Genomic DNA, 12,641 nt, shown 5'->3' on the forward strand with positions numbered 1-12,641 from the left:
ACAATCTTTAGTCTTCTGATAATTAAAAGCAGGTTTTGGTTATCCTAAAATTCGATTGAGTAGTTTTTGTTTTGCAATATCATCATCACCACAAAGCCATTGCACCACGTTGTTCTCCCAAATATCGTCGTATTCTGTAGTGGTAATAATGTCGCGTTCTACGGCTAAATCTAAAATTTTCCCTGGGTATGATGATTGTTTATCACTTTCCATTTCTCCCAAAGGATACGGATCGTCTAGCCCCATGATAACTTGTTTAGAACCATGATTTCTAATAAGTAATTCCAAACCGCCAGTATCGTGCACCAAAGTATCAAAAAATATGTTTTTATGCCCCACGGCTTTTCTAGGGTGGTGTTTGCCTTCAAATAAATCGGGTCTACCATCGAAACCTTGTATACGTCTCCCTAAATTAATTTGTGCCAATTGCCCACCATGAGCAAAGCAAGTACGTATATTTGGGTATTTTTCTTGATAACCGTTTAATGTTAAAAAATGATATGCATCGCCACATTGTGCCAACATCCAAATAAGATGAAAACGCCAAGATGTGTTTTCTAATTTTATAAATTTTTCACCATCGTAAGGGTGAATTTCAACGGCTAAATTGTATTTGTTAGCCAACTCGAAAATAGGTTCGTTTTCTTCATCAAAAATACAACGCCATGTGCCAATGGTATCCATGTAGTGCGTTGGTAAGCAAAGCAATTGCATGCCATGCGTTTCTACGCAACGTTCAATTTCCCAACAGGCACTACGAATAAAACCTGGATGCACCACAAAGCCACAAGTGAATTTACTAGGGTGTTCTCGCTGAATACGTGCGTTAAAATCATTTTGAAAACGTAACGCTTTTTTCATTTCTTCAACACGTAAACCATTGCCATAAAGTTGCGATAGATTTAACACCACAGCATGATCTAGCTTGTTGCGCTCCATCCATTCTAATTTTTCGTCTAGGAAAAAACTAGAGTCGGTTACGGGGCGTTTCCAATCTTTTTGAAGCATAAATTTCCGGTCTTTATCCACCCAAAAAATGCCTTTTTCTTGCATGTAATCAGGTATTTCTTCCGGATAGGGAAGTAAGTGGGAATGTCCGTTAATTCTAAGTTTACGTTTCATGTGTTTTGTTTCAGCGAAAGCGAAAAAAGTTTTATGTTGTTTAGAAAATACGACTTCAAACAGGAATATCTAAAGTTTTAAAAAGTGCTATTCAATTTTAACCTTTTTAGGAGGTTGCATAACTTCACTGCAATTTGGGCAGGTGCGTTTGTGCTGATCGCTGTAATAATTATCGAAAATTTTAGGCATATCGGTTTCAATATTCTCTAGTGTAAAATCTTCTTCGTAAAGTTTGGTTACACAGTTTTCGCAAAACCAAACTAAAGCATCTTTAGTACCTTCTGGGCGTTTGTACTCGATAACTAAACCAACAGTGTTGGCTCCACGTTGCGGAGAATGTGGCACTTTTGCTGGTAATAAATAAATATCACCTTCTTTTATATGTACATCTTTAGGCGTGCCTTTATCAATAATTTTTAAAACAATATCGCCTTCAATTTGATAGAAAAACTCTGGAGTTTCATTGTAATGATAATCTTTTCGGCTGTTTGGACCTCCAACAACCATAACAATAAAATCGGCATCTTTCCAAACCACTTTGTTACCAACGGGTGGTTTTAATAAATGTCTGTTTTCTTCAATCCAAGCTTTAAAATTTAAAGGAGAAACTAGTTTACTCATTTTTTATATTTTGAATTAAGTTTTTATAAAGTTACAATTTATAATGAATTCTATATATTCCAAATGTTAAATATTAATTGGTTTTTGGAACTATAATATTCTAAAAAGCAGAATTTAGATTTAAGATGTTTTCGGTTTCTTGTTGCACCTTTTTTAGAATACTATTTAAGTTTTCTGATGGCGTTATACTTTGATTCTTTAAAAGACTAAGAATGGCTTTATCTTGAGCACGCCCTTTTAGCATAGCTTCTTGATAGCCTATGTTTTCGTTAAAAGTGACCAAGCTATATTTTGAAGAGTATTTGGTAGGAAACTCTTTTTCTAAAGCCATTTCTATTTTACGCTTTTCTTGAAAAACAGGATGTGCCACATGATCGCGCATTTCTAAAAAGTTATCGAGTGCTAAATCTGCAATAGCATCAGTGTCTTTTTTACGATGGTTTTCGTAACGTTCAAAAACGGTTTGCCAATCGCCTTCATGGTCATCTAAAATAGCATCAAATTCTACAACATCTTCAAAAGCAGCGTTCATGCCTTGGCCGTAAAAAGGGACAATAGCGTGAGCTGCATCGCCCATTAAAAGCGTATTGCCTTTGTAATGCCATGGCGAACATTTTACGGTGCCTAATGCGGCGGTTGGATTTTCAAAAAAGTCTTGTGTTAAATTCGGCATGAGCTCTAAAGCATCTGGGAATTCTTTGTGGAAAAAGGTTTCTACTCGTTCTGGTGTGGTTAAATTATCAAAATTATATTCGCCTTCGCTGTAACTTAAAAATAAAGTGACGGTAAAACTTCCGTCTAAATTAGGTAAAGCAATAAGCATAAAATCGCCTCGAGGCCAAATATGCAATGCGTTTTTGTGTGTTTTGTAATCGCCCGATTTTGTTGGAAGTATGCTTAATTCTTTATAGCCGTGAGATAGGTAATCTTGCGAAAAACTAAATAGGAATTTTTTACCTAAAAAATAACTTTTTCTTAAAGCAGATCCTGCGCCATCGGTAGCAATTATAATATCGGCGTTTTCTGTAAAATCGAGTTTGGTTTCGTAATCTTTAAATAAGGCAGAAGTGTTTTCAAAATCTACTGATTTACATTTTTTATTGAAATATATATATACATTTTCGTGTCGTTCGGCTTCATTTAAAAGAAGGCTGTTTAAATCGCCACGAGAAATGGAGTTAATGTATTCGTGAGTTCTTCCGCTGTAATTAGATTGAAAGGTGTTACCTTCTTTATCATGAATCATACGGCCATGCATGGGAATGGATAAGGCTTGCGCTTTATCTTCTAAACCAACAAGTTTCATGGCTTTGTTACCACGATCGGAAAAGGCTAAATTTATAGAGCGGCCTGCACTAATGTCTACTTTTCGTAAATCGGGACGCATTTCGAAAACCGAAACGCGATATCCGCGCTGCCCCATGCGTAAAGCAAGTAAACTTCCGCAAAGTCCTGCGCCTATAATAATTACGTTTTGCTGTTTACTCATTTAAAATAGTTTTTAATTTTTCAACTAATTGGTATACATCTTCGAAAGAATTGTATAGAGGTACAGGTGCACAGCGAATTACATCGGGCTCGCGCCAATCGCTAATTACACCAGCTTCGGTGAGTTTGTTATGTAATGTTTTGTTTGCATTTTTAACTTGAATAGAAAGCTGGCAACCACGCTCGTCTGGGTTTGTTGGTGTAATGATTTTAATAGCATCTTCGCTTAAATCATTAAGTAAAAACTCGAAATAACCAGTTAGTTTTTTAGATTTTGCTGTGAGTTTTTCTATACCAACTTCTTGAAACATATCTAAAGAAGCTTTTATTGCTGCCATAGATAAAATAGGCGGGTTACTAAGTTGCCAACCTTCTGCTCCAGGAAGTTGGTCGAATTCACCACGCATATTAAAACGTGTTTTTTTATTATGGCTCCACCAGCCTGTAAATCTATTTAACTCTCTATTATGGGCATGGCGCTCGTGTACAAAACAGCCCGCCAAGCTACCAGGACCAGCGTTTAAGTATTTATAAGTGCACCAAACAGCAAAATCGGCACCAGAATCGTGTAAATTTAATTGAACATTTCCTGCACCGTGAGCACAATCGAAACCAACATTACAACCATATTTATGGCCTAACGTTGCAATACGTTTTAAATCGAAAAATTGACCGGTATAATAGTTTATGCCACCAAGCATAATTAGGGCAATTTCATCGCCTTGAGCTTCTAAAATAGCTTCTAAATCATCATAATTTAAAAGTTCTTCGCCTTCTCTAGGTTTCCAAAGTACAACACCTTCTTTATCATCATATCCGTGGTGACGTAATTGCGATTCTACAGCATATTTATCTGAAGGAAAAGCATCACTTTCAATTAAAATTTTATAGCGTTTTTTTGTTGGTTTGTAAAATGAAACCATCATAAAATGTAGGTTGGCAGTAAGCGTATTCATTACAATAACCTCAATTGGTTTTGCGCCAACAACATGTGCCATACTTTCAGTTAAAAACTCATGGTATGGTAACCAAGGTGTTTTAGCTTCAAAATGACCTTCTACACCTAAGTTTGCCCAGTCTTCTAGTTCTTGGTTAATATATTGTTTTGTCGCTTTTGGTTGTAGCCCAAGCGAATTCCCTGTCATGTAAATAAGTGGTTCCCCATTTTTGTTTTTTGGTAAGTAGAATGCGTCGCGATACGATTTTAATATATCGTTTTGGTCCTGCTGTTTTGCAAATTCTAGACCTGTTTTAAATTCAGACAAAGGTTTGTGGATTTTCTGTTCCTAGCAAAAATAAAACAATTATATCAAATAAAAACTTGACTTAAATCTAATTCATTTTGTAGGAATTGTTTAACTTTATTGAATTAACGAATAAAACAAAAGTGTCCATGTTAGGTGATATTTGGAAATCTTATGTACAAAGGTACGTCCGGTATAGTAGATTTTCAGAACGAGAAGAAAAAGAAGGGTTGCCATATTTTAGAGATAAACTTTTTATTTCTATTTTATTATTAACTTTTGTCTTAGGTTTATTTTCTTATGTACCTAGTACTTATGTCGCCATTGCTAGGGGTGAAGATATAATTGCCGTTCTAAATACATGTACTGTTTTGGTGTTAATCTTTACGGTGTTTTATCGAGGACTTAGTTTTTATGCCAAGAAAATATTGTTTTCAATTAATTTCTTTATCCTATCTATTGTCATGTTTGTGGTGCTTGGGTTCGAGGGGAATGGGAGCGTGCTAATATTTGCATTATCTATTTTAATCACGCTTTTTAATGGTAAAAAACATGGACTGTTTTCTATTTTAATTATCGCGATTTTTTATGGGGTTTTATTATTGGGTTCATGTTTTAATCTTTTTTATCTCCCCATTTTTGAACAGTATGAGTTTCAACTCTTAGCTATTATTACGTTGAATAATTTATTATTTAACCTGCTTTTAGTTCTTTCTGTTTCATTTTTAATAAACCAATTACATACTGCTTTATTAAAAGAAAATGAATTACAAAATGAGTTGTTTAAAAAGCATAATAATGTGGTAGAAGCAAAAAACAGGGTTGAGAAATCGGATAAATTAAAATCGGCGTTTTTAGCTAATATGAGTCATGAAATTAGAACACCGATGTACGGTATCTTAGGCTGTGCACAGTTTTTGAGGGAATACAATGAAGATGATCCAGATTACCAGGAATACATAGAGGTTATCGAGGATAGTGGTGAGCAGTTATTGGATATTATGACGGATATTATTAATATTTCTATTATAGAATCTGGTTTAATGATTACAAATATTAAAATGTTTAATATCAACGATAATATAAATACCATTTACAATGCATTTTTACCAGAAGCAGAAGAAAAAGGTATCGTGTTTATTTTAAATAATTCTATTGCTATACAAGATGCTTACATAAGTTCGGATAGCGATAAGGTAACTTCTGTTTTAAAATATCTTATAAAAAATGCTATAAAATATACAGATGAGGGTATAGTTGAATTAACATGCGAGCGCCAAGACGAGAGCCTTATAGCATTTAATTTAAAAGATACAGGTATTGGGATCCATGAGGATAATTTCGAGAATATTTTCGATACCTTTTATCAAGTAGATGTTGAAAATGTTAATGCCCTACATGGTTCTGGTGTGGGTTTAACTATAGCAAAAGCCTATATAGAAATGCTTGGTGGTAGCATATCTTTAAAAAGCGAAGTTGATGTAGGCACCTCGTTTTTGTTTACAATGAAGGTGAACTTAGCCTAAAATTGTTCTTTTTATTTTATAGAAATATTAGTGAAATTTAAATTCCAATTACCATTTGGTTTTTTGTGATCTGCAGCAAGTTTTAACCCGTTAATGTCTTTATAGTTTTCGAAAGTAGTCATCATCGATGGTTCTTTTTGATTGGCTTTTCTAAAAATCCATTCTTTAATTAAAAAGTGATCATCATAAAAAATATCGTAAGCATCGCCGGGTGTGTAGCCGCCATCGTTAGAATAGGTTAACGTTATTTTATTTAAAGCCGTTTTACTTATTGGAGCTTCTGTTTTAACTGGCGTGGAAATGGTTGTTCCAGAATCCCAAACTAATTGAAATGGTATAAGCAACCAGAATTTATCGTTAATAAAACCTGGGTCTACTTTTAAGCTAATAGAATCTAATGCAGAGCGGTTGTAACTAATAGTATCTGTGCTTGTAATAGATGTGATATCGTTAGTTTTAGGTTTCCAAACCCAGCGTCTTTCAAAGTGTGTACTATCTTTATCTACGTTAAAAGTAAAAGCAATTTCATTAACATTTTTCCAGTTTTCATAACCGTGGGCATTGGCTATTTTTTCAGCAATGGTTAATGGTTTCACTTCAGGAATAGATTTGGTATTGTCTTTACAAGATGTAATTAATAGTGTTATTAGAGTTATGTAGATGAAGTTTTTCATAATTTAGATTTTTTGTAAAGATACTTTGAAGATGACAAATAATACTAAATATTTTAAAACGAATAAGGCTACTTGGAATCAGAAAGTAAAAGTACATGCCGAAAGTGATATGTATAATATGGAAGCTTTTAAAAAAGGAAGGTCTTCTTTAATGTCTTACGAGTTGGATGCTTTGGGAGATGTAAAAGGAAAATCTCTTCTCCATTTACAATGTCATTTTGGACAAGATACTTTAAGTTGGAGTAGGCTAGGTGCTAAATGTACTGGTGTAGATTTAAGTGATGAGGGTATAAAACTTGCAAAATCTTTAAGTGAAGAATTAGAGTTAGATGCTCAGTTTGTATGTTGCAATGTCTTGGAAACGTCTCAGTATATAAAAGAAGAGTTCGATATTGTATTTACAAGTTATGGCGTTATTGGGTGGTTACCCGATTTAAAACCTTGGGGAAGAATGATAGCCGAACGCCTGAAACAAGGTGGGACTTTTTTTATGGCGGAGTTTCACCCCATAGTTTGGATGTTTGATTATTTAAATGAAAAACCAATAATGACTTATGGCTATATGCAAGATGAGGTGATTTATGAAGAGTATGAAGGTACATACGCTGACCAAGAATCGGCAATAACGAGTAAAGAATATGGTTGGAATCATGGTTTAGGTGAAGTGATTTCTGCACTTACCGAAGCCGGATTACATATTGAGTGTTTAACCGAACATAATGAGAGCCCTTACAATGTATTGCCGAATTTGACTGAAGCCGATAACGGTATGTTTGTAACCCAGGATAAATTATATCCTTTAATTTTCACTTTAAAAGCGACTAAGGTTTAGGAAAGTAGCTTTTTTATTTTATATCATGTTTATCTAAAAATTTCAAGATTAACTCGGCTATTTCTCGTGTTTTTTCTTCAGCAGCAAAATGGCCTGCATCCAAAAGGTGAAGCTCTGCGTTTGGCAAATCTTTTAAGTAAGCTTCAGCTCCATTTGCATTAAATTTTAAATCTTTTTTACCCCATACAATTAGTGTTTTGGGGTGATTTTTATTTAACATGTTTTGCCATTGTGGATAGCTCAATAAATTGGTGTTGTAATCCTGAAATAGTTGTACCTGTATGTCTCTATCTTTTTTTGAATTTAGAAAAGCCAAATCGTGTGTCCATGCATCTGGGCTTTGTATATTCATATTTGTTTCATCCAAATCAAATAAATACTGCTTGTTAATCACGGCATCTTTTCCGGTTAGGCTGTATAAAAAATCATATTGTGTTTTAGAGGTGTCGGATTGAGCTGTTCTAAAAAAGTGTTGCCTTTTTTCGGTTAGACCATCAAGATAAGCATTTGCGTTTTGCACAATTAAAGCATCAATACGGTTAGGGTTTTCCATCATCATTCTATAACCTATAGGAGCTCCAAAATCTTGCATATACATCACATAGTTTTCAATGTGGAGTGTTTCTAAAAGTTTCTGAGTATAATTGGCTAATAAATCAAAGGTATATTTAGTTGTTTTCGGGTCTAGGTGAGCGCTATAACCCGAGCCTAAATTATCTGGCGCAATAACATAGTAGTGCGTTGATAGCATAGGAATTAAATTTCTATAGGAATGTGAAGACGATGGATAACCATGAAGTAAAACTATAACTGGATTCTTCTTATCACCAGCAGCTCTGTAAAACAATTTTACACTATCAATCTCGGCATAGTTGTATGTGGTTGCGGGAGGTAAAAAGAAGTTGTTATCTTCTTTAATACTGTTACATCCAAATAATGACAGGCTTAAAATTGAAATAATTATTAAGTGTTTCATTGTTTTTGTTTTCAGGTTGAAAATTGCTGATTGAGAGATTAGACGTATTTATTTTGTATGCTTGCGCATAAAGCTCCTCATTTTTTTAATAATAGCATCGCCATCTTCTTCCAAAGCAAAATGCCCCGTATCGTAAATGTTGTAATCAATATTTGTAACATCCTTTTTAAAGGCTGCTGCACCACTTTCAGGAAAAAAGGCATCATTTTTACCCCAAACAATTAATAAAGGCGGTTGATTGTCTCTTAAATATTGTTGCCATTTTGGGTATAATTTTACATTGTTTTGGTAATCGTAAAATAAATCTAAATTTACAGCATGAGCATCCGGTCTAGAAAGTCTTAAGTAATCTAAATTCCAGTTATCTGGATTTACGGTTTCTATATTTCTAACGCCGTGTGTGTATTGCCATTTTAATCCTTCTAAAGAAAAGGCTGGTAATAATGCTGTTTCGGTAGTTTCGTTTCTGTCTTTCCAAAGCGCTCTAATACCTTGCCAAGCATCTCCTAAACCTGCCTCGTAAGCATTTCCATTTTGATTAATTATGGCTGTAATTCTTTCTGGGTTTGCAGTGGCAAGCCTGAAACCAATTGGGGCACCATAATCCTGAATCATTATAGCGTAATTGTTAATATTCTTTTTTTCAAGAAAAGCGTTTATGGTTGTCGCTAGGTTATCAAAAGTGTATTCGAATGTTTTTGAATCTGGAAAATCACTATTACCAAAACCAGGATAATCAGGAGCGATGAGGTGATACTCATTTGATAACTGATTTAATACTTTTCTGTATTGATGTGATGATGCGGGAAAACCATGTAGTAAAACAATACTTGGGTTTTCAGGGTTTCCAGCTTCTCGGTAGGCTATATTTATCCCGTTGACTTCGATGGATTTGTAGGCTACATTTTCATGCTGAATGGAGGTTTCTGTTTTTGTTTCTACTCTGTTGGTTTGTGCTGAGGTGTTGTCTTTACAAGAAGCAAAAAGGAGTAGGATGGATATTGCGTAAATTATATTTTTCATAATGTATTATGTAAGTGTTTATTCCATTTTAATGCTATTAATCAAATGGGTTTAAATTAAAATGAAATAAAAAGCCGTAGTATTTTGTTTACTATGGCTTTTATCATGATATGTTTTTAGTTTCTACCAGCCATAACGCCACCATCGGTATCCCAAATGGCACCTGTAACCCATGATGCTTTGTCTGAAAGTAAGAATACAATGCTGTTTGCTACATCTTGAGATTCTCCAAAACGACCAATAGGGTGAAAGCCGTTAAAACCAACCAATGCTTCAGCTGCAGCTTGTTCTCCTCCAAAAACACCATGATACACAGGTGTGTTTACTAAGGCAGGAGATACGGCATTAACACGAATGTTATCTTCTGCTAATTCCATTGCTAAATGTTGTGTTAAAGAATGTAAACCTGCTTTTTGCATTGAATATGCTGTAGACGGTGTTGCTTTTACGGCTTGCTTTGCCCACATAGAACCTACGTTTACAATAGATCCGCCTTGAGTAGCTTTCATCTTTTTAGCAGCACTTTGAGTGATGAAAAAGAACCCTCTATTTAAATCTAAATAAGAGTTGTAATCTTCCATAGTATGGTCTAAAAATGGTTTTGGACCAAAAATACCAGAGGCATTTACTAGAAAATCTAAGTTTTCTAACTCTGAAATTTTAGATACTAATGCATCTACTTCTTCTGTTTTAGAAATGTTTACGGCATGTTTAACTAAGTTTGGAGTATCCGCTACTTTGTCAATATTTCTACCGACAATATGTACAGTTGCACCGCCTTCTAATAAGCTGTTTGCTGTTGCGTTACCAATACCACTTGTTCCGCCAATTACTAAGGCTACTTTGTTTTCGAATTCTTTCATGTTATTTATTTTTTAAAGTTTAAAATTGAACAGACAAGTCTGTCTTTGTTTGTGCAAATTTTTTTAAGATATGATCTGCGAACACAATTGTTTTGTTTCTTTTATTGGCCAATCTTCTTGGTGTAAATGGCTTTCGCCAACAGCACCTTCGTAGAGTAAGTATATTTGTCTAGCAAGAGATTTAACTTGCGCTTCTTTTACATTTTCTAAATTATTTGTAATAAGTTTTGATATAAGATCAATAAAACTATGTTTTTGCAATTGAATTTCGGCTCTTATAATTTCGTTGTCTTTCGGAATTTCAGAAACGGTTTTAATACACCAACAACCGTTGAAATCTTTATCTCTAAAAAAGAGTTCGAGAAAATCGAAAATAGCTAGAACTTGAGCTTTACCTTTTGGTTTAGATGTTGTGAAATCTTCTACATCTTGTATAAAACTTGAGTTTTTAAATTTAAGATAAGCCAGGCAAATTTCTTCCTTAGATTTAAAATGATTGTAAAGCGTTGCTTTTGCAATACCTGCTTCTGAAATAATTTCATTGATTCCCGTGGAATTATAGCCGTTCTTATAAAATAAGAACGAAGCCGTTTCAATGATTCTATTTTTTACTTCAGAATGTTTCATAGTGCAAAGGTAGATAAAAAAATCAAAAAACAGACAAGTCTGTCTGTTTTTTGATTTTAAAATATTATTTAGTCGATAAATTAATAATATTCTCTGTTTTAATTTTAGATAATTCCTTTAGTTTTCCAGTTTCAAAAAGTTCTGGAAGCAGGTCTAATGGCGTACCTACTTCGGCTTCGTAGTTTGTGTAGTCTTGAAAAATAATACCATCTACACCCCGTTTGTTGTAAGAAGCTCTAAAACGAACGCCTCCTTTATTTACAGAATAGTTATAAGCTAAGTAGTCTATTTTTTTAGTTTCAGTATTTATCCAATAACGATATTCGTCATCAAAATCGTCTCCACCACCTTCTTGATTAAATGTTATGCCCAAAACAGCATAGTTTTTTTCTTTAATCGTTATGTCGCCTATGTACGTTTTATTTACAGAGGCATCATTTAGCTTATGCGGTAATGTGGCAAAGTAAATAACAGAATTTATACCACCAGTTGCTCCTTTAATTTGTTTTTCGTTTAGGTTTACGGTATCTCCATTAACGGTTCTATAAAGTTTACCATTTTTAAGAACATCGATAGTTATGCTGTTGTTCTTTTTTGAAATTTTGGTGTACTTGTAATTTTGGTTATCATTTTTAAAATTATAGGTGTTGTCTCTAAAAACAAAGCTGTAATTAGCTGAATTGTATAAGTCACCACCATGAGCTTCTATGGCTTGGTTCAAAATAACTTCTGCCTTTGAAACGGGTTTTACAGGTGTTGTCGCGTTTTCTTGAGTAGAAGGTGTTACCACTTCTTTTTTCTTATTATTACAAGCAAAAAGCGTTATACTGCATGCTAATGCTAAAAGATACTTATATATTGTCATTTTATAGTTTTGAGTTTTACTAAGTATTCGGTTTAAGGAAATCATTTAATGTGAGGCTTTCAATAATTCCTTCGGGAATTTAGCTTTAAATCTATTTAATCTTGGTACCGATACATTTTGAATGTAAGGATGGTCTGGGTGTAAACGCTCGTAATTTTGATGATAATCTTCGGCGATCCAAAATTTTTGGAATGGATAAACTTCGGCTGCAATTTTTACATTCAGCTTTTCGGCAAGAGCTGCTTTCTTTTTTAAGATAATTTCTTTCTGTGCTTCATTTTGATAAAAAAGGATAGAGCGGTATTGAGAACCACGATCGTTTCCTTGTCCGTTTACTTGAGTTACGTTTTGCGATGCAAAATAAACATCTACTAGAGTTTCGAAGCTTACTACCTCTGGATCGTAAATAATTTCTACGGCTTCAGCATGACCTGTTTTGCCGGTGTTACTTGCTGCATAGGTTGGCTTTGTTGTGTGGCCGCCAGAATAGCCAGAAATAGACTCGTCTACACCTTTTACGCTTTCGTAAATGGCTTCTACACACCAAAAGCATCCGCTAGCAAAGTAGGCGCGCGCTTTTCCATTTTTTATTGGCACTTCTATGGGGTCTGCAGTTTGAACGTCTAGTTGTTCTTTTTTGTTTTGTGCTGTATTTTGGCAACTAAAAAATAATGTAATTGCTAAGATTGGAATAATATGTTTCATGAGATATGTTTTGTTCTATGGCTTTAGACGTATAAAGTTATAAAAACTTAAAGGGAATTATGTAAAATTATTTTG

At 34.1% G+C, this 12,641-nt stretch carries 13 protein-coding genes; 2 read left to right on the plus strand and 11 right to left on the minus strand.

What is annotated here, in order from left to right:
• Positions 1-39: 39 nt before the first annotated feature.
• From BM246_RS17060 to kynU, 4 genes are all read right to left on the minus strand, one after another.
• The gene (locus BM246_RS17060; RefSeq protein ID WP_074939640.1) at positions 40-1,122 is read right to left on the minus strand and encodes an amidohydrolase family protein; all 1,083 of its coding nucleotides are present in this window, start codon (positions 1,120-1,122) and stop codon (positions 40-42) included.
• A gap of 87 nt (positions 1,123-1,209) precedes the next feature.
• Entirely contained in the window at positions 1,210-1,743 is a 534-nt protein-coding gene (locus BM246_RS17065; protein WP_042499819.1) for a 3-hydroxyanthranilate 3,4-dioxygenase, read from the minus strand.
• A 100-nt stretch (positions 1,744-1,843) separates the two neighbouring features.
• Positions 1,844-3,232 (minus strand): FAD-dependent oxidoreductase, encoded by a 1,389-nt coding sequence (locus BM246_RS17070; RefSeq protein ID WP_074939642.1) that lies wholly within the window; start codon positions 3,230-3,232, stop codon positions 1,844-1,846.
• Positions 3,225-4,496: a kynureninase gene (gene kynU, locus BM246_RS17075; RefSeq protein ID WP_074939645.1), complete on the minus strand. Its 1,272-nt coding sequence runs from the start codon at positions 4,494-4,496 to the stop codon at positions 3,225-3,227. The genes BM246_RS17070 and kynU overlap by 8 nt, the downstream gene beginning before the upstream one ends.
• Before the next feature lie 128 nt (positions 4,497-4,624).
• Between kynU and BM246_RS17080 the strand changes: the two genes are divergently transcribed.
• Positions 4,625-6,001, plus strand: coding sequence for a sensor histidine kinase (locus BM246_RS17080; RefSeq protein WP_052415449.1), 1,377 nt, complete (start codon positions 4,625-4,627; stop codon positions 5,999-6,001).
• A gap of 11 nt (positions 6,002-6,012) precedes the next feature.
• Here BM246_RS17080 and BM246_RS17085 read toward each other — a convergent pair whose 3' ends face one another.
• On the minus strand, positions 6,013-6,675 hold the full coding sequence (locus BM246_RS17085; protein ID WP_074939648.1) for a hypothetical protein: 663 nt from the start codon (positions 6,673-6,675) through the stop codon (positions 6,013-6,015).
• A gap of 31 nt (positions 6,676-6,706) precedes the next feature.
• Between BM246_RS17085 and BM246_RS17090 the strand changes: the two genes are divergently transcribed.
• Positions 6,707-7,507 (plus strand): class I SAM-dependent methyltransferase, encoded by an 801-nt coding sequence (locus BM246_RS17090; protein ID WP_042505710.1) that lies wholly within the window; start codon positions 6,707-6,709, stop codon positions 7,505-7,507.
• Between the two features lie 13 nt (positions 7,508-7,520).
• On the opposite strand, the gene BM246_RS17095 is transcribed toward BM246_RS17090, so the two are convergent.
• The 6 genes from BM246_RS17095 to msrA form a co-directional block, all read right to left on the minus strand.
• Positions 7,521-8,483 carry an alpha/beta fold hydrolase gene (locus BM246_RS17095; RefSeq protein ID WP_074939650.1) on the minus strand — a complete coding sequence of 321 codons (963 nt, stop codon included), beginning with the start codon at positions 8,481-8,483 and terminating at the stop codon, positions 7,521-7,523.
• Positions 8,484-8,531: 48 nt separating this feature from the next.
• Positions 8,532-9,506 carry an alpha/beta fold hydrolase gene (locus tag BM246_RS17100; RefSeq protein WP_083415849.1) on the minus strand — a complete coding sequence of 325 codons (975 nt, stop codon included), beginning with the start codon at positions 9,504-9,506 and terminating at the stop codon, positions 8,532-8,534.
• 116 nt (positions 9,507-9,622) lie between these two features.
• Positions 9,623-10,369, minus strand: a complete 747-nt coding sequence (locus BM246_RS17105; protein WP_042505713.1) for an SDR family NAD(P)-dependent oxidoreductase — start codon at positions 10,367-10,369, stop codon at positions 9,623-9,625.
• A 63-nt stretch (positions 10,370-10,432) separates the two neighbouring features.
• Positions 10,433-10,996 (minus strand): TetR/AcrR family transcriptional regulator, encoded by a 564-nt coding sequence (locus BM246_RS17110; RefSeq protein WP_042505714.1) that lies wholly within the window; start codon positions 10,994-10,996, stop codon positions 10,433-10,435.
• Between the two features lie 64 nt (positions 10,997-11,060).
• Complete coding sequence (locus BM246_RS17115; protein WP_042499812.1) at positions 11,061-11,861, minus strand: DUF6503 family protein; 801 nt, start codon at positions 11,859-11,861, stop codon at positions 11,061-11,063.
• Positions 11,862-11,906: 45 nt separating this feature from the next.
• On the minus strand, positions 11,907-12,566 hold the full coding sequence (msrA, locus tag BM246_RS17120) for a peptide-methionine (S)-S-oxide reductase MsrA (RefSeq protein ID WP_074939652.1): 660 nt from the start codon (positions 12,564-12,566) through the stop codon (positions 11,907-11,909).
• Positions 12,567-12,641: the final 75 nt, after the last annotated feature.

The sequence above is a fragment of the Algibacter lectus genome (assembly GCF_900112395.1).
Classification (GTDB): Bacteria; Bacteroidota; Bacteroidia; order Flavobacteriales; family Flavobacteriaceae; genus Algibacter; species Algibacter lectus.

What these genes read in the sequence shown, in the direction of transcription:
- BM246_RS17105 (WP_042505713.1), bottom strand. Translation starts at nt 10,369, where the DNA reads ATGAAAGAATTCGAAAACAAAGTAGCCTTAGTAATTGGCGGAACAAGT.
- BM246_RS17080 (WP_052415449.1), top strand. Translation starts at nt 4,625, where the DNA reads ATGTTAGGTGATATTTGGAAATCTTATGTACAAAGGTACGTCCGGTAT.
- BM246_RS17110 (WP_042505714.1), bottom strand. Translation starts at nt 10,996, where the DNA reads ATGAAACATTCTGAAGTAAAAAATAGAATCATTGAAACGGCTTCGTTC.
- BM246_RS17065 (WP_042499819.1), bottom strand. Translation starts at nt 1,743, where the DNA reads ATGAGTAAACTAGTTTCTCCTTTAAATTTTAAAGCTTGGATTGAAGAA.
- BM246_RS17060 (WP_074939640.1), bottom strand. Translation starts at nt 1,122, where the DNA reads ATGAAACGTAAACTTAGAATTAACGGACATTCCCACTTACTTCCCTAT.
- BM246_RS17115 (WP_042499812.1), bottom strand. Translation starts at nt 11,861, where the DNA reads ATGACAATATATAAGTATCTTTTAGCATTAGCATGCAGTATAACGCTT.
- BM246_RS17090 (WP_042505710.1), top strand. Translation starts at nt 6,707, where the DNA reads ATGACAAATAATACTAAATATTTTAAAACGAATAAGGCTACTTGGAAT.
- BM246_RS17100 (WP_083415849.1), bottom strand. Translation starts at nt 9,506, where the DNA reads ATGAAAAATATAATTTACGCAATATCCATCCTACTCCTTTTTGCTTCT.
- BM246_RS17070 (WP_074939642.1), bottom strand. Translation starts at nt 3,232, where the DNA reads ATGAGTAAACAGCAAAACGTAATTATTATAGGCGCAGGACTTTGCGGA.
- BM246_RS17085 (WP_074939648.1), bottom strand. Translation starts at nt 6,675, where the DNA reads ATGAAAAACTTCATCTACATAACTCTAATAACACTATTAATTACATCT.
- BM246_RS17095 (WP_074939650.1), bottom strand. Translation starts at nt 8,483, where the DNA reads ATGAAACACTTAATAATTATTTCAATTTTAAGCCTGTCATTATTTGGA.
- msrA (WP_074939652.1), bottom strand. Translation starts at nt 12,566, where the DNA reads ATGAAACATATTATTCCAATCTTAGCAATTACATTATTTTTTAGTTGC.